The sequence below is a fragment of the Ensifer sp. B1-9 genome, from assembly GCF_050474445.1.
Taxonomy (GTDB): domain Bacteria; phylum Pseudomonadota; class Alphaproteobacteria; order Rhizobiales; family Rhizobiaceae; genus Ensifer.
The window spans coordinates 24,680-39,416 of record NZ_JBCHVG010000011.1 but is presented as its reverse complement, the minus strand read 5'-3'; the positions used below and the strand labels follow the sequence as shown (position 1 = coordinate 39,416).

The 14,737-nt window shown below is 62.4% G+C and carries 15 protein-coding genes; 6 read left to right on the top strand and 9 right to left on the bottom strand.

Annotation, left to right across the window (positions count from 1 at the left end; genetic code table 11):
* The first annotated feature begins 87 nt into the window (after positions 1-87).
* Positions 88-636, top strand: a complete 549-nt coding sequence (locus tag ACQ5BM_RS20820) for a single-stranded DNA-binding protein (protein WP_429815331.1) — start codon at positions 88-90, stop codon at positions 634-636.
* Between the two features lie 109 nt (positions 637-745).
* On the opposite strand, the gene ACQ5BM_RS20815 is transcribed toward ACQ5BM_RS20820, so the two are convergent.
* Positions 746-1,375, bottom strand: a complete 630-nt coding sequence (locus tag ACQ5BM_RS20815) for a MarC family protein (RefSeq protein WP_173516555.1) — start codon at positions 1,373-1,375, stop codon at positions 746-748.
* Positions 1,376-1,796: 421 nt separating this feature from the next.
* On the opposite strand from ACQ5BM_RS20815, the gene gyrA reads away from it, so the two are divergent.
* Both gyrA and ACQ5BM_RS20805 read left to right on the top strand, forming a co-directional pair.
* On the top strand, positions 1,797-4,574 hold the full coding sequence (gyrA, locus tag ACQ5BM_RS20810; RefSeq protein WP_429815328.1) for a DNA gyrase subunit A: 2,778 nt from the start codon (positions 1,797-1,799) through the stop codon (positions 4,572-4,574).
* A gap of 275 nt (positions 4,575-4,849) precedes the next feature.
* Positions 4,850-5,245 carry a YybH family protein gene (locus ACQ5BM_RS20805; protein WP_429815325.1) on the top strand — a complete coding sequence of 132 codons (396 nt, stop codon included), beginning with the start codon at positions 4,850-4,852 and terminating at the stop codon, positions 5,243-5,245.
* On the opposite strand, the gene ACQ5BM_RS20800 is transcribed toward ACQ5BM_RS20805, so the two are convergent.
* Entirely contained in the window at positions 5,218-6,183 is a 966-nt protein-coding gene (locus tag ACQ5BM_RS20800) for a LysR family transcriptional regulator (RefSeq protein ID WP_429815323.1), read from the bottom strand. The genes ACQ5BM_RS20805 and ACQ5BM_RS20800 overlap by 28 nt on opposite strands.
* Before the next feature lie 92 nt (positions 6,184-6,275).
* Here ACQ5BM_RS20800 and ACQ5BM_RS20795 point away from each other — a divergent pair, with 92 nt between their 5' ends.
* Positions 6,276-7,292: an SDR family NAD(P)-dependent oxidoreductase gene (locus ACQ5BM_RS20795; protein ID WP_429815320.1), complete on the top strand. Its 1,017-nt coding sequence runs from the start codon at positions 6,276-6,278 to the stop codon at positions 7,290-7,292.
* Here the strand turns inward: ACQ5BM_RS20795 and ACQ5BM_RS20790 are convergent, their stop codons facing one another.
* Positions 7,293-8,291, bottom strand: a complete 999-nt coding sequence (locus ACQ5BM_RS20790; RefSeq protein ID WP_429815317.1) for a lytic transglycosylase domain-containing protein — start codon at positions 8,289-8,291, stop codon at positions 7,293-7,295.
* A gap of 52 nt (positions 8,292-8,343) precedes the next feature.
* Positions 8,344-8,853, bottom strand: a complete 510-nt coding sequence (locus ACQ5BM_RS20785) for an N-acetyltransferase family protein (RefSeq protein ID WP_429815314.1) — start codon at positions 8,851-8,853, stop codon at positions 8,344-8,346.
* 37 nt (positions 8,854-8,890) lie between these two features.
* Here ACQ5BM_RS20785 and ACQ5BM_RS20780 point away from each other — a divergent pair, with 37 nt between their 5' ends.
* Positions 8,891-9,460, top strand: coding sequence for a helix-turn-helix domain-containing protein (locus ACQ5BM_RS20780; protein WP_429815943.1), 570 nt, complete (start codon positions 8,891-8,893; stop codon positions 9,458-9,460).
* A 2-nt stretch (positions 9,461-9,462) separates the two neighbouring features.
* Here ACQ5BM_RS20780 and ACQ5BM_RS20775 read toward each other — a convergent pair whose 3' ends face one another.
* From ACQ5BM_RS20775 to ACQ5BM_RS20765, 3 genes are all read right to left on the bottom strand, one after another.
* Entirely contained in the window at positions 9,463-10,266 is an 804-nt protein-coding gene (locus tag ACQ5BM_RS20775; RefSeq protein WP_429815312.1) for an aminoglycoside phosphotransferase family protein, read from the bottom strand.
* A 61-nt stretch (positions 10,267-10,327) separates the two neighbouring features.
* Positions 10,328-11,449 (bottom strand): alkene reductase, encoded by a 1,122-nt coding sequence (locus tag ACQ5BM_RS20770; protein WP_429815310.1) that lies wholly within the window; start codon positions 11,447-11,449, stop codon positions 10,328-10,330.
* A 55-nt stretch (positions 11,450-11,504) separates the two neighbouring features.
* Positions 11,505-11,795 carry an ArsR/SmtB family transcription factor gene (locus ACQ5BM_RS20765; RefSeq protein ID WP_429815308.1) on the bottom strand — a complete coding sequence of 97 codons (291 nt, stop codon included), beginning with the start codon at positions 11,793-11,795 and terminating at the stop codon, positions 11,505-11,507.
* Between the two features lie 304 nt (positions 11,796-12,099).
* Here ACQ5BM_RS20765 and ACQ5BM_RS20760 point away from each other — a divergent pair, with 304 nt between their 5' ends.
* Positions 12,100-12,363 carry a hypothetical protein gene (locus ACQ5BM_RS20760; protein ID WP_429815305.1) on the top strand — a complete coding sequence of 88 codons (264 nt, stop codon included), beginning with the start codon at positions 12,100-12,102 and terminating at the stop codon, positions 12,361-12,363.
* Positions 12,364-12,409: 46 nt separating this feature from the next.
* On the opposite strand, the gene ACQ5BM_RS20755 is transcribed toward ACQ5BM_RS20760, so the two are convergent.
* Together ACQ5BM_RS20755 and trxB are read right to left on the bottom strand one after the other, a co-directional pair.
* Positions 12,410-13,306, bottom strand: a complete 897-nt coding sequence (locus tag ACQ5BM_RS20755; RefSeq protein WP_173518131.1) for a LysR family transcriptional regulator VtlR — start codon at positions 13,304-13,306, stop codon at positions 12,410-12,412.
* 115 nt (positions 13,307-13,421) lie between these two features.
* The gene (gene trxB / locus ACQ5BM_RS20750) at positions 13,422-14,396 is read right to left on the bottom strand and encodes a thioredoxin-disulfide reductase (RefSeq protein ID WP_429815301.1); all 975 of its coding nucleotides are present in this window, start codon (positions 14,394-14,396) and stop codon (positions 13,422-13,424) included.
* Positions 14,397-14,737: the final 341 nt, after the last annotated feature.

Sequence of the window (14,737 nt, the reverse complement as noted above, 5' to 3'; positions counted from 1 at the left end):
CGTATCGGCGGCATCTGGCCGCTAAGATGCGCGCTCTTGAAATTCCAAGCCGGGCCTAAGGCGCGGTGAAACCACGGGAAAAGCAACATGGCTGGAAGCGTCAACAAGGTAATCTTGATCGGAAATGTCGGGGCAGACCCGGAAATCCGGCGCACGCAGGACGGCCGGCCAATCGCCAACCTGCGCATCGCAACCTCGGAAACCTGGCGCGACCGCAACAGCGGCGAGCGCCGTGAGAAGACCGAATGGCACACCGTCGTCGTCTTCAACGAGGGCCTCTGCAAGGTCGTCGAGCAATATGTGAAGAAGGGCGCCAAGCTCTATATCGAAGGCGCACTGCAGACCCGCAAGTGGCAGGACCAGAACGGCAACGACCGCTACTCGACGGAAGTCGTGCTGCAGGGCTTCAACTCGACGCTGACGATGCTTGACGGCCGCGGCGAGGGCGGCGGCTCCGGCGTCAGCCGCGGTGGCGGCAGCGACTTCGGCGGCAGCAGCTACGGCGGTGGCGGCGGCGGTTACGACGATTACGATCAGCCGCGCCAGTCGTCCGGCGGCGGACGCTCCGGCGGCCAGGGTGGCCAGGGCCAGGGCGGCGGCTTCTCGCGCGACATGGACGACGACATTCCGTTCTGATTGTTGCGGCCAACTCGCACTGTTTCAGGCGCCGTGTCCGTTTGGGCACGGCGCTTCTGTTTATTCGGAGGAAGCCGCCGTCGTCTCGCGATGACTTCAGGTCGTCGTCTTAGAGGGCCATGGCGGATTTGACCCCATCGACGACGAACTGGACGGCAAGGGCCGCCAGGATGACGCCGAGCAGGCGGGTCAGGATGGCGCGGCCGGTGACGCCGAGAAACCGGTCGATGCGCTCGGCAATCACGAGCGCCAGGAAGAGGCTCAAGATCGACAGCGCGATGACGATGATGAGCTGTGTGCGCTCCACGGCCGTCGGAAACGAGCCGGCAAGCAGGATCGTCGCCGAGATCGCGCCTGGCCCGGCAATCAAGGGCAGGGCGAGCGGGAAGACCGCGATGTTGTGGATGTGGTCCTTGGCGGTCGCGTTCTCGCCGGTCTTTTCCTTGCGTTCCTGCCGCTTCTCGAAAATCATCTCGAAGGAGATCCAGAAAAGCAGCAGGCCGCCGGCGATGCGGAAGGCGCCGATCGAGATGCCGAGCAGACCGAGGATGCCATTACCGAAGAGCGCGAAGGCGGCGAGAATGAAGAAGGCGATCAGCGAGCCGCGCGTGGCCACCTGAAAGCGCTCCTGCCGGCTGAGGCCGACCGTCAGGCTCAGGAAGATCGGCGCGAGGCCGGGCGGATCGAGGGTGACGAGAAGCGTGGTGAGCGCATTGACCAGGAGGTCGATATTGAACATCCGTTTCCCCTTCCGGATTCGCCCCGGGTTTTCCCGATGGCATGGGGGCATTGTTAGGCAAGCCGCGAGCGCTTGGAAAGAGGGCGGCAAACAAAGTCTCAGCAAGGACTTAATGAGCAATCCCTTGCGGCAACCGGCCCGCAGATGCGCGGCGCCGCGGCGATTGGCGGCGGGGGTCTTCCGATTTGCCGCGCAATGCCCTAGAAAAGCCTCCTCCGGCGGCAAAAGACTGTTCACAACTGCCGCATGGCTCGTCGGCTCCGGATCTGGATCACCGAGAGAATCATGCAGCGAATCAAAGCGTTACAGTGACATCTTCACACTTGGGCGGACGAATGGTGCCGTGGGCCGCAAATTGGCGATTCCGGTGGCAATCCGCTATAAATATCCGACTGATTCTGAACAAAGATCGTGATCACCATTGACTGAGCAAAGCACTCCCGGCGGCGGAAAAACTCCGCCAGGCATCGAGCCGATTTCCATCATCGAGGAAATGCAGCGGTCCTATCTCGATTACGCGATGAGCGTCATCGTCAGCCGCGCGCTTCCCGACGTGCGTGACGGTCTGAAACCCGTGCACCGCCGCATCCTCTACGGCATGAGCGAGCTCGGCATCGACTGGAACAAGAAATACGTCAAATGCGCCCGCGTCACCGGGGACGTGATGGGTAAGTATCACCCGCACGGCAATGCCGCGATCTACGACGCGCTGGCGCGCATGGCGCAGGATTGGTCTCTCCGCCTGCCGCTGATCGACGGCCAGGGCAACTTCGGTTCCGTCGACGGCGACCCGCCGGCGGCAGAGCGCTACACCGAATGCCGCCTGCAGAAGGCGGCGCACTCGCTGCTCGACGATCTCGACAAGGAAACCGTCGACTTCCGCGACAACTATGACGGCACCCTGCAGGAGCCGGCCGTCGTTCCCGCGAAGTTCCCGAACCTGCTCGTCAACGGCGCCGGCGGCATCGCCGTCGGCATGGCGACGAACATCCCGCCGCACAATCTGGTCGAAGTCATCAACGGCTGCGCCGCGCTGATCGACAATCCGGCGATCGAATTGCCGGAACTGATGGAAATCATCCCGGGTCCGGACTTCCCGACCGGCGCGCTGATCCTCGGCCGCTCCGGCATCCGCTCGGCTTACGAGACCGGCCGCGGCTCGGTCATCATGCGCGGCCGCGCCCATATCGAGCCGATGCGCGGCGACCGCGAGCAGATCATCATCACCGAAATCCCGTTCCAGGTGAACAAGGCGACGATGATCGAGAAGATGGCCGAACTGGTGCGCGAAAAGCGCATCGAGGGCATCTCGGATCTGCGCGACGAGTCCGACCGTCAGGGCTATCGCGTCGTCATCGAACTGAAGCGCGACGCCAATGCCGACGTCATCCTGAACCAGCTCTATCGCTACACGCCGCTGCAGACCTCTTTCGGCTGCAACATGGTGGCGCTGAACGGCGGCAAGCCCGAGCACATGACACTGCTCGACATGCTCAGGGCCTTCGTTTCGTTCCGCGAGGAAGTCGTTAGCCGGCGCACGAAATACCTGCTGCGCAAGGCGCGCGACCGGGCTCACGTGCTCGTCGGTCTCGCCATCGCGGTCGCCAATATCGACGAAGTCATCAAGCTCATCCGCCATGCGCCGGACCCGCAGACAGCACGCGAGCAGCTTATGGAGCGCCGCTGGCCGGCCCATGATGTCGAGAGCCTCATTCGCCTGATCGACGACCCGCGCCACCGCATCAACGAGGACGGCACCTACAACCTCTCGGAAGAGCAGGCCCGCGCCATCCTCGACCTGCGCCTGCAGCGCCTGACCGCGCTCGGCCGCGATGAAATCGGCGACGAACTCAACAAGATCGGCGAGGAAATCAAGGATTACCTCGACATCCTGTCGTCGCGCCTGCGCATCATGTCGATCGTCAAGGAAGAGCTCATCGCCATCCGCGACGAGTTCGGCACGCCGCGCCGCACCGAGATCATGGAAGGCGGCCCGGATATGGACGATGAGGACCTCATCGCCCGCGAAGACATGGTCGTGACCGTTTCGCATCTCGGCTACATCAAGCGCGTGCCGCTGACCACCTACCGGGCGCAGCGCCGCGGCGGCAAGGGCCGTTCGGGCATGGCGACGAGGGACGAGGATTTCGTTACCCGGCTATTCGTCGCCAACACCCATACGCCGGTTCTGTTCTTCTCTTCGCGTGGCATCGTCTACAAGGAGAAGGTCTGGCGCCTGCCGATCGGCACGCCGCAATCGCGCGGCAAGGCGCTGATCAACATGCTGCCGCTGGAGCCCGGCGAGCGCATCACCACGATCATGCCGCTGCCCGAGGACGAGGCGACCTGGGAAAACCTCGACGTCATGTTCTCGACGACCCGCGGCACGGTTCGCCGCAACAAGCTGTCGGACTTTGTCCAGGTCAACCGCAACGGCAAGATCGCGATGAAGCTCGAGGAAGAGGGCGACGAGATCCTGTCCGTCGACACCTGCACGGAGCATGACGACGTCATGCTGACGACGGCGCTCGGCCAGTGCATCCGCTTCCCGGTCGACGACGTGCGCGTCTTTGCCGGCCGCAACTCGATCGGCGTTCGCGGCATTAACCTCGGCGACGGCGACCGCATCATCTCGATGGCGATCCTTGGCCATGTCGACGCCGAACCGTGGGAGCGCGCCGCCTATCTCAAGCGTGCTGCCGCGGAGCGTCGGGCAACGAATGGCGACGAGGAAGAAATCGCGCTGGTTGGCGAGGAAGTCACCGATGGCGGCGAGCTTTCGAACGAACGTTACGAAGAGCTCAAGGCGCGCGAACAGTTCGTGCTGACGGTCTCGGCCAAGGGCTTCGGCAAGCGCTCGTCGTCCTACGACTTCCGCACCTCCGGTCGTGGCGGCAAGGGCATCCGTGCCACCGACACGTCGCGGACCGCGGAAATCGGCCAGCTGGTCGCAGCCTTCCCGATCGACGACAACGACCAGATCATGCTCGTCTCCGATGGCGGCCAGTTGATCCGCGTTCCGATCAATGGCGTCCGGCTTGCGAGCCGCGCCACCAAGGGCGTCACCATCTTCTCGACCGCCAAGGACGAGAAGGTCGTTTCGGTCGAGCGCATCAGCGAGCCGGACGGCGAAGACGAAGGTGAGGAGGCTGCCGTCGACAATGGCGTGCCGGAAACGCCTGCCGAATCTGAGGGCTAACCGCCACGCGATAGACGCACTCAAGGAAACTGAAAGCCCGTCATCTTGGCGGGCTTTTCTGTTGCCGATGCTAAACTGCCCTTTGCGACGGTCGCAAACTTGCCGGTGGGAGCGGGGCGCGTTAGGCGCGATCCATGGAAAAAGCCCGCGCCTGCAACATGTCGATTATTCCCACCATTCATCGAATGGTGGGTTGACGCACGCTCTTTTCCCAAAGCAGCAACCCGCCGCAAGGCGGGTTTTGTTTATCCGTCTTGGGCTTCCAGGAGACGGAAATGTCAGACCACGAGCTGAAACAGCTTATCCAGGCTGCCGACCGTGCGATCACGGCGGAGGACTTCGAGAGCCTCATGGACTTTTATGCCGACGACGCGACGCTGGTCGTCAAGCCGGGTCTCAATGCGACCGGAAAGACCCAGATCAGAAAAGCGTTCATGGCGATCGCCGCCCATTTCAAGAATCAGTTGAAGGTTCGCCAGGGCGAGATGAAGGTGATCGAAGGCGGCGACACCGCGCTCGTCATCATGGAAACCGTGCTCGACACGGTGGACGCCGATGGGGTCGATGTCTCCACCGTCAGGCGGGCAACCTACGTATTCCGCAAGACGGAGGCCGGCAAATGGCTCTGCGTCATCGACAATTCCTACGGCACGACGCTGCTTGATGGATAGTCGCCGCGCCAGGTGGGAGCGTCGCTGTCCTCTGCCGCGGGTGCCGCTCCGCGAATGTAGTCGCGCAGCCCCTTGGCCAGTGCGTCGAACGTGACGCGGCAGCGCGGTGCCGACTTCAGGTTCTCGTGCATCGCCAGCCAGGTATCGAGCTTCATCTCGAAGAGGCTAGGCAGCACCGGGAGAAGGTCGGGGTCGCGCGCCGCCAGCCCGTTCTGGCAAATGCCGATGCCGAAGCCGGCGCGGATCGCGGCCAATTGGGCAAGGTTGCTGTCGGCCTTCAGCGCAAAGCGTGCCGCCGGCAGTTCGGACGAGCGCGCGATGATCGCCCGGATTGCCGCGGTTTCCCGGTCGTAGCCGATCAGGCTGTGATCGGCGAGGTCGGTCAGTGCCTGAGGCATGCCGCGCCGCGCGATGTAACGGCGGTGGGCGTGAAAGCTGATAGGGACGGCGCCGAGGCGGCGGGCGATCAAGGCATCCTGCGCCGGCGCGACCATGCGCACCGCGATATCCGCTTCCTGGCGCAACAGGTCTTCGACCGTGTCAGAGGCGGAGAGTTCGATCGTCAGCTCCGGATAGGCCTCGTGCAGTTGCGCCAGGATCGGCGGCAGGACCTCGATGCCGATGACTTCGCTGGCGCTGATGCGCACCGTGCCGCTGACGGCATCACGCTGGCTGGACGCGGCCCGCAAGAGCGCCGCCGATGTCGCGGAGAGCGTCTCGGCATAGGGCCTGAGCGCCAGCGCGGCATCGGTCGGCAGCAGGCCGTGCGGAGACCGCACGAAGAGCGGATAGCCAAGGGATGCTTCCATCGCGTCTATGTGCCGGCCGATGGTCGGCTGCGTCAGGCCGAGCTCGCGGGCGGCCGCGGACAGCGATCCCTCCCGCAACACCGCGAGAAAGCTTCTGTAGAAATCCCAGCTCAAATCCGGCTTGCTCATGCATTTCAGTATATCCGCTCAAAGATTTTCGGCAATTCCGTTTAGCTTCATGATGCGTGATCCTCTGTTCATCGAACTGGATGGAGCGTGACATGATCGCAACGCAGGAAAGAGCAAAGGTCGCACTGGTACTCGGGGCGACGGGCGGTATTGGCAGCGCCGTCGCGCGCGGGCTCGACAAGCGCGGCTGGCAGGTGCGCGCCTTGAACCGAAACGCCAAAAAGGCGGCACGGGCGGAGCCGGCATTCTGCTGGCGGCAGGGCGATGCCATGAGCCCGCAGGACGTCCGCGCCGCGGCGGAAGGGGTCGATCTGATCGTGCACGCCGTCAATCCGCCCGGCTACCGCAACTGGGGCACCCTGGTGCTGCCGATGCTCGACAGCACCATCGCTGCAGCCAGGGCCACAGGGGCGCGCATCCTGCTGCCGGGAACGATCTACAATTTCGGCCGCGATGCCTTTCCCATTCTGACGGAGGACGCGCCGCAGAACCCGGAGACGGACAAGGGCACAATCCGCAAGGAAATGGAGCGTCGGCTGAAGGATGCGTCCGAGGCAGGCGTCGGCGTCATCATAGTCAGGGCAGGCGACTTCTTCGGCCCGGGAGCCGCGAACAACTGGTTCTCGCAAGGGCTGGTAAAGCCCGGAAAACCGCTGACGGCGATTTCCTATCCCGGCCGCGAAGGCACTTCGCACCAGTGGGCCTATCTGCCCGACGTAGCGGAAACCATGATCCGTCTCGTCGAGCGTGCCGAGAAACTGCCGCGCTTTGCCGTCTATCACATGCGCGGCTTTCTCGACCGCAACGGCACAGAGATGGTGACGGCGATCCGCCGTGCCGTCGGTAAGCCGGAGCTGCCGGTGCGGGCCTTCCCCTGGTGGCTGATCGGCCTTGCCTCGCCCTTCGTCCCGCTCTTCAGGGAATTGCGCAAGATGCGCTACGTTTGGCGTGAACCGCTGAAGATGCCGAACGATCGGCTGCTTGCCGTTCTCGGTGAAGAGCCGCACACGCCGATCGACGAGGCGGTGGCGACGACGCTCAGGGGGCTTGGCTGCCTGCCGGCAGAGGTAGCCGCACGCACGAGCGCCGGCGACCGCGTTCGCGCGTGATCAGTTCTTGAAGACGAGGCATGCGCCGCCGCTCTTGCGGATGGTGGTGCAGAGCTTGTTCGCTTCCGCCTGGGTCTCGCGGCCGATGCGCGCGGCGTAGCGGATCCTGAGGCCAAAGCTGGCATTGCGCTCCCTGAGCAACAAAGGCTTCTCGCTGCGGATCGATTCCGGCAGGCGCTTGACAGCACTCACGAACAGGCGCTGCGCTACCGACTTTTGGAAATGCGCGGCGAGTTGCACGCCCCAGGGCGCCCATTCGGCTTCGTCGATCACTTCTATGTCGCGAAGGTTGCGGGTGCTGGCGAGCGCCACGCAGCCATCGAGGAAGGTCTTGTTCTTGTCGAGCGTCAGGTCGAGGATCTTCGGCGGATTGTCGCGCCAGTCCTCGACGCTGTAGGCGGTGATCGCGAGCACGTAGTTGCGGGTTTCGGCCGGCAGCCAATCGACCTCGAGGAACCGCTCCAGCCCGTTTTCTCCGGCATTGTAGGCAGCGGCGGCAAAACCGAGATTGCCATAGCGCGACTTGAGCTCGTTCAGATATTCCGCCGATTTTCCCAGCGCCTCGACCACATCGAAGCTGTTGTTGAGCCCCCGCAACTTCGCCGTTCCCGGCATGAACTGCGCGATCCCTTCGGCGCCCTTGGGGCTGACCGCATTTGGCCGGAACAGGCTTTCGCGCCAGATCAGGCGGGCAAAGAAGGCCGAAGGCAGGTCGTTCGCCGTCGCGTAATGGTCGATCACGCCGCAGACGTCGCGGGCGAAATTCTCCTTGCTGATGCAGAGTGCCTGCGCGGGATCTTTGGCCGATCGACCCGAATAGACGCATTTCGGGCGAGGGGCGAGGTCATCGATACGAGCAGCCGCCGATCCCGCTACAAATGCGGGTGCGCTGACAAGCAGCGCCAGCGCCGCTCTCGCGACCCATGACCAAGCGACCGATCTCACCTTCCGCCGAAGACTCACGTTGCTGCGTTCCAGAAACAGTCCTTGTGCGTTCATAGCATCTCCGATCGCCTCTACAAACGGCCATTGTCGAAGCGGATGCCGGGGCCTAGCGTGGCGAGCCCGTCCGAAGCACCAGTTGCATGAATGTGAGATCGAGCCAGCGGCCGAATTTCGTGCCGACCTCGCGCATGCGGCCGGTATCGACAAAGCCCAGTTGGGCGTGAAGGCGGATCGAGGCCGTGTTTTCCGATTCGATGCCTGCAATCATCACGTGCTTGCCCAGCCGTTCCGCTTCGGCGATCAGCGCGACCATGAGTTTGCGGCCGACGCCACCACCGCGACGATCCTTATGAACGTAGACCGAATGCTCCACCGTGTGGCGATAGCCATCGAAGAGGCGCCAATCGCCGAAGGAGGCATAGCCGACGATATCTCCCTCGTCGGAAACGGCGACCAGCACCGGATAACCTGCGTCCGCACGGGCTTTCAGCCAGGCGCCCCGATTGGCGACATCGACCAGGGTCTCGTTCCAGATCGCCGTCGTGTTCGCCACCGCGTCGTTGTAGATCTCGCAGATGGCTGGCAGATCGTCTTGGATGGCCGCCCTGATCAGCATGCTTGCTCCTCGCATTCGTCCACTATATGACTATAATATGAATACTAAAGTAGACAGCCTGGATCAACGGCTCAGTGAACGAATTCGTCTCGAAAGGGAAGCACGCGGCTGGTCGCTGAGCGAACTTTCAGAGCGCTCCGGTGTCTCGCGCGCAATGATCCACAAGGTCGAGCGGGGCGACAGCAGCCCGACGGCGACATTGCTCGCAAAGCTTGCGGGCGCGTTCGGCCTGACCATGTCCAGCCTGATCGCGCGCGCGGAGATGAGCCACAGCCGGCTATCGCGACGGCAGGATCAATCGGTGTGGCGCGATCCGCAAACGGGATATCTTCGGCGCCACGTTTCACCGATGTCGGACATGCCGCTCGAACTTGTCGAAGTCGAGCTTCCGGCAGGCGCCGAGGTGCCGATCCCGGCATCCGCCTATGCGCTTCATCGTCGATGGATATGGGTGAAACAAGGCAGCCTCACCTTTATGGAAGGCCATGAGACCCATGTTCTTGGCGAGGGGGATTGCCTGGAGCTCGGCCCGCCGCAGGATTGCGTCTTCCGCAACGCCGGCAGCGAGTGCTGTCTTTATGCGGTCATCCTGTTGAGGACCGGCTGAGCTTAACGATCGAGCTCGGCGATTGCGATCTCGGCCATGGTCAGATCGCTCTCCACGCCGAAGTCGTCACCGTCCTCCAGGAACCAGGCAGCGGAGAGCCCGGCATAGGCCAGCACCCAATTGAGGATGCGGCGCGGGTGAAGACCCGTCTCCTCGGCGACAATCGGCAGATGCTGCTGCAGCCGGCCAGGAGCGGTGACCAAAGGCAGCTCCGGATTGCAGAACAGGTTGGCATAGTCGTAGCCGCGATCGCCGAATACCCGCTTCGGATCGATCGCCAGCCAGCCGCGGTCGCCGAAATCGAGGATGTTGGCGTGGTGCACGTCGCCATGCAGCACGACGGGCGGTTCCGGCTCGGCAAACAGGCCCTTCGCCGCCTCGAGCGCACGCGCAAACAGGCCGCCTTGCGCTGGGGCGGCCGCCTCCAGCGAGGCGAACCATTTGTCGAGCGGGACGAGATCCTGCGGAACGGGCGTCGAACGCGGTGCATGCAGTTCCGCAACCGTGCGGCAGATGATGCGCGTCCCGTCTTGATCGCTTCCCGTCATTGCCATGTGGAACAGGTTGCGCTGGCTATCCGTGCGCTCCATCAGCACGGCATCGCCGTCGGATTCATAGACCTTTGCGGCGCCTTGCCCGTTCCAGTAGAGCATCGGCAGGCGACCGAACTTTTCTTCGGGGTCCTGCGCGACCTTCAGCATCGCCGATTGCTTGCGATAGCGAACGGGATGAAGATGGCTGGAGGGCGTGACAATGATTTCGCCGTCCGGCTGCAATGACCATTTTTCAAAATATGAAGAAAACATAAGGGGTTCCCAGGGGACAAATGCCCCGCCGAGGTGACGGGGCATGGGCCATGTGGGAGCGTCAGGCGACCTGTTCAAGGGCCGGATAGTCGGTGTAGCCCTTGGCGCCGCCCCCATAGAAGGTCGCCTGGTCCGGCGTGTTGAGTGGCGCGTCGCGCTTCAGCCGCTCGACGAGATCCGGATTGGCGATGAACGACTTGCCGAAAGCGACGAGATCGGCTTCGCCGTCCCTGACCGTCTTCGCCGCCAGCGCCTTGTCGTAGCCGTTGTTCGTCATCCAGGCAGCCTTGCCGCCGGCCGTCACATAGGCGGAACGCAGCGCGTCATAGTCGAACGGCCGGTCGCCCTGCTGGTGGTCGCGCGGGCCGCCCGTCGCGCCCTCGATGATGTGGATGTAGGCGAGGGGATAACGGGCGAGGTTCTCGACGACATAGCCGAACACCGGCTGCGGTTCTGGATCGAAGGCATCGTTGGCGGGTGTTACCGGCGACAGACGGATGCCGACGCGGCCAGCGCCGATTTCCTTCGTCACGGCATCCATGACCTCAAACAGGAAGCGAGCCCGGTTCTCGATCGAACCGCCGTACGAATCCGCCCGATGGTTCGATCCGGAACGCAGGAACTGATCGATGAGATAGCCGTTGGCCGCATGGATCTCGATGCCATCGAAGCCGGCATCGATTGCGGCGCGCGCAGCCTTGCGGTAATCCTCGACGATACCTTCGATCTCGGCAACTTCCAGCGCGTGCGGTTCGGAGGTTTCGGCAAAGGAGCCGGTGCCATCCGGATTGATCAGATAGGTCTTGGATTTGGCGCGGATTGCGGACGGCGCAACCGGCTTGAGACCGTTCGGCTGCAGCGAGTGGTGCGAAATACGGCCGACATGCCACATCTGCACGACGATCCGGCCACCCTTCGCATGCACCGCATCCGTCACCTTGCGCCAGCCTTCCAGCGCCTCCGGCGTATAGAGGCCGGGCACGTCGGCATAGCCCTGGCCCTGCTGTGTGATGGCCGTTCCCTCGGTAATCAGCAAGCCGGCCGTTGCACGCTGCTCATAATAGGTGACGTTCAATGTGTTCGGTACGGCGCCGGGAGAACGATTGCGCGTCAGCGGGGCCATGACGATGCGGTTCTTCAGCGGGATGTCGCCGATGGTGATGGGGTCGAAAAGCGAGGCCATGGGAGGTCCTTTCATGGAGGTTTGTATGGGAGGTCTGCTTGGGAGGTCTTGCGGTTCAGAGGTCGCCGATGCTCTTGAGGAAGGCGGCGATCGCCTCTTCGTCACGACGGTAGAAGATCCACTGGCCGACCCGGCGCGTTGTCACGAGGCCGGCGCGCTGAAGTACCGCAAGGTGCGAGGAAACGGTCGACTGCGACAGGCCGCAGCGTTCGAACTGACCGGCGCATACGCCGAGATCGAACGGATGCTCCTGCGTCGGGAAATGGAGCTGCGGCTCTTTCAGCCAGGCGAGGATGTTCACCCGCACTGGATGGGCAAGCGCTTTCAATATCTCGTCTCGGTCCATTGTATATCGCCATATCGAGTTTTATCGATAGATGTATCGTGAAAGCACGATATTCAAATCACAAGGCCGTGAGCACCGCGAGGGCAAAAAAAAGGGCCTCAAGAAACTTGGGCCCTTGTAGTTGTGAAGGTAATGAGAACCTCCAGAGGGGAACAGCTAATGCGGTGGCGGGGAGGAGAAGCCACCAAGAATGCATCAGCTACGTTTTAATATGGGAAGCGAAGTATCGGCTTTCAATAGCCGGCTGTGATTTTCATCACGGTTCGCCCGTATCTAACAGTAGACAAAAAAAGAGGGCCACAAGATGACTTGGGCCCTTATAAGTTGTGAAGGTAATTTAAACCTCCAGAGGGGAACAGCTGCTGCGGTGGCACTGGGAGGAGAAGCCACCAAAGATGCATCAGCTGAGTTTGGTATGCTGCTTTTTTGGGCGGGCAACAATCATTTAATATGCATGACAGCCATGCCATGTGCGCATCCCTGCACATTTTTGCAGCGCACAATAAAAATGCGCCACAAAAAACAGAGGGCGCATTCAAAATATCACATCAGAAACAGTCAGTTATGAACGAATCCAGGAAATGCTCACAAAAGGAGCATTTGCCAGGCCCGCGTCAGAAGTTCCAGTTCCGCGCCTTGGCGACGATGTAATCGCGGAAGACCTTGAGCTTCGCAGCGTTCTTCATCTCGTCGGGATAGCAGAAATAGGTATCGAACGACGGGATGTCGGCACTGATCGGAAGCTGGATGAGGCCAGGGTCGCGGCCGACGATATAGTCCGGCAGCATGGCGATGCCGATGCCCAGCAGGCAGGCGCGCTTGATCGAGGTCTGGCTGTTGATCTGCAGGTGCGACACGCGCGGATTGTCGGAATCGCGGCCAGCGATCTCGAGCCAGTTCACGTCGAGCAGATAGTTCGGCGCCGGTTCGCCGAAGGTGATGATACGGTGATTGTCGAGATCGTTGATCGACTGCGGTTCACCATACTTGTTGATGTAGGACGGCGCGGCGTAGACGTGCATATGCACCGTGAACAGCTTGCGCTGAATGAGGTCCGACTGCTGCGGCTGACGCAGGCGAATGGCGCAGTCCGCATGGCGCATGTTCACGTCGAGCTCTTCGTTGTCGAGAATGAGCTGGACCTGCACGTCCGGATGCAGCGACATGAATTCCTGGATCTTGTCCGTGAGCCAGCCCTGGCCGAGACCGACGGTCGTGGTGATGCGCAGCTTGCCGCTCGGCTTGTCGGTGGTCTCGCTGAGCTGAATCTTGACGCTTTCGAGCTTCATCAGCACTTCGTGCGCGGTGCGGTAGAGGATCTCGCCCTGTTCGGTGAGGATCAGGCCGCGCGCATGGCGGTGGAACAGCTTGATGCCGACGTCCTGTTCAAGCGAACTCACCTGCCGGCTGATCGCCGATTGCGAGAGATGGAGCTTGTCTGCCGCATGCGTGAACGACCCAGCTTCGGCCGCCGCGTGAAAAATGCGCAGTTTGTCCCAGTCCAGCGACATGAAGTCCCCCATATGAAACCACGCCGGGAGACGGGGTCCTGTCTCCCGGATGTGGCTGATGCGTCTGTTCCCACACGGGGAGGTGCCTCAGGACACCCGCCCCGATTCGCAGCTTCTATTCGGCTGCAATTGCGACGGGCATATGACCCGCCAGGTATTTCTCGGTCTCGAGCGCTGCCATGCAGCCCATGCCGGCCGCCGTCACCGCCTGACGGTAGATGTCGTCCGTCACGTCGCCTGCGGCAAAAACGCCGGGTACGTCGGTCGCCGTCGAATCGGGCGCGGTCCACAGATAGCCGTTGGACTTTTGCCGAAGCTTGCCTTTGAAAAGTTCGACCGCCGGCGCGTGGCCGATCGCGACGAAGACGCCGTCGGTGACCATGTCCGAGGTCTCGCCGGTCTTCGTGTTGCGCAGCTTCACGCCGTTGACCGAAGCAGGCATCGGCGGCTTCGCCGGAGTACCCAGGTACTCGATGACCTCGTGGTCCCAAATCACCTTGACATTCGGCTTGGCGAACAGGCGCTCCTGCAGGATCTTCTCGGCACGGAAGGAATCGCGGCGGTGCACGACGGTGACGGTCTTGGCGAGGTTCGACAGATACAGCGCCTCTTCCACGGCCGAGTTGCCGCCGCCGACGACGATGACGTCCTTGTTGCGGTAGAAGAAACCGTCGCAGGTGGCGCAGGCTGAGACGCCGAAGCCCATGAAGGTGTGTTCGGTCTCGATGCCGAGCCACTTGGCCTTGGCGCCGGTTGCGATGATCAGCGCGTCCGCCGTCCACTCGCTACCGCTGTCGGTCTTGATGCGGAACGGGCGCACGGACAGATCGACATCGGTCACGAGATCGTTGACGATCTCGGCGCCGACATGGGTCGCCTGCTTCAGCATCTGCTCCATCATCCATGGCCCCTGAACCGGATCGGCATAGCCCGGATAGTTCTCCACGTCGGTGGTGATCATCAGCTGGCCGCCCTGTTCCAGGCCGGCGATCAGCACCGGCTCGAGCATGGCGCGCGCCGTGTAGATGGCGGCCGTATAACCAGCCGGGCCTGAGCCGACGATCAGCACTTTCACGTGACGGGCAGTCATAGTCTTGTCCTTCGTTCACGGGGAGAGGGAACGCTCTCGTCCGATTCCATTGCGTCAATGGGAAATAGTTCCATAGTTTAGGTATTCCCTGCCATGACTTTCAAGGGCGTCCGCCCTGATACACACAAGTGCTTGAGCGCCAAGCCTAGTTTTGCCACCAGATGACGCGTTTGTGCACCAGGTTCGGCCGTGCGATCCGTTTTGCCGGACCGCGCACCGCGAGCGGTGCGACGGGCGAATGATCGCCGCAGCGGGCCAAGCCCATGCCGCTTGCGGCGGTCGAGGCCCCATTTTTGCGGTCCTACCGGCATCGGCCGTGCCATTTTCCCGCGAATAGTCGG

Excerpts from the sequence above, each read along its gene's own strand:
- ACQ5BM_RS20820 (WP_429815331.1), top strand. The coding sequence starts at position 88 with ATGGCTGGAAGCGTCAACAAGGTAATCTTGATCGGAAATGTCGGGGCA.
- ACQ5BM_RS20815 (WP_173516555.1), bottom strand. The coding sequence starts at position 1,375 with ATGTTCAATATCGACCTCCTGGTCAATGCGCTCACCACGCTTCTCGTC.
- ACQ5BM_RS20805 (WP_429815325.1), top strand. The coding sequence starts at position 4,850 with ATGTCAGACCACGAGCTGAAACAGCTTATCCAGGCTGCCGACCGTGCG.
- ACQ5BM_RS20800 (WP_429815323.1), bottom strand. The coding sequence starts at position 6,183 with ATGAGCAAGCCGGATTTGAGCTGGGATTTCTACAGAAGCTTTCTCGCG.
- ACQ5BM_RS20795 (WP_429815320.1), top strand. The coding sequence starts at position 6,276 with ATGATCGCAACGCAGGAAAGAGCAAAGGTCGCACTGGTACTCGGGGCG.
- ACQ5BM_RS20790 (WP_429815317.1), bottom strand. The coding sequence starts at position 8,291 with ATGAACGCACAAGGACTGTTTCTGGAACGCAGCAACGTGAGTCTTCGG.
- ACQ5BM_RS20785 (WP_429815314.1), bottom strand. The coding sequence starts at position 8,853 with ATGCTGATCAGGGCGGCCATCCAAGACGATCTGCCAGCCATCTGCGAG.
- ACQ5BM_RS20780 (WP_429815943.1), top strand. The coding sequence starts at position 8,891 with ATGAATACTAAAGTAGACAGCCTGGATCAACGGCTCAGTGAACGAATT.
- ACQ5BM_RS20775 (WP_429815312.1), bottom strand. The coding sequence starts at position 10,266 with ATGTTTTCTTCATATTTTGAAAAATGGTCATTGCAGCCGGACGGCGAA.
- ACQ5BM_RS20770 (WP_429815310.1), bottom strand. The coding sequence starts at position 11,449 with ATGGCCTCGCTTTTCGACCCCATCACCATCGGCGACATCCCGCTGAAG.
- ACQ5BM_RS20765 (WP_429815308.1), bottom strand. The coding sequence starts at position 11,795 with ATGGACCGAGACGAGATATTGAAAGCGCTTGCCCATCCAGTGCGGGTG.
- ACQ5BM_RS20760 (WP_429815305.1), top strand. The coding sequence starts at position 12,100 with ATGACTTGGGCCCTTATAAGTTGTGAAGGTAATTTAAACCTCCAGAGG.
- ACQ5BM_RS20755 (WP_173518131.1), bottom strand. The coding sequence starts at position 13,306 with ATGTCGCTGGACTGGGACAAACTGCGCATTTTTCACGCGGCGGCCGAA.
- trxB (WP_429815301.1), bottom strand. The coding sequence starts at position 14,396 with ATGACTGCCCGTCACGTGAAAGTGCTGATCGTCGGCTCAGGCCCGGCT.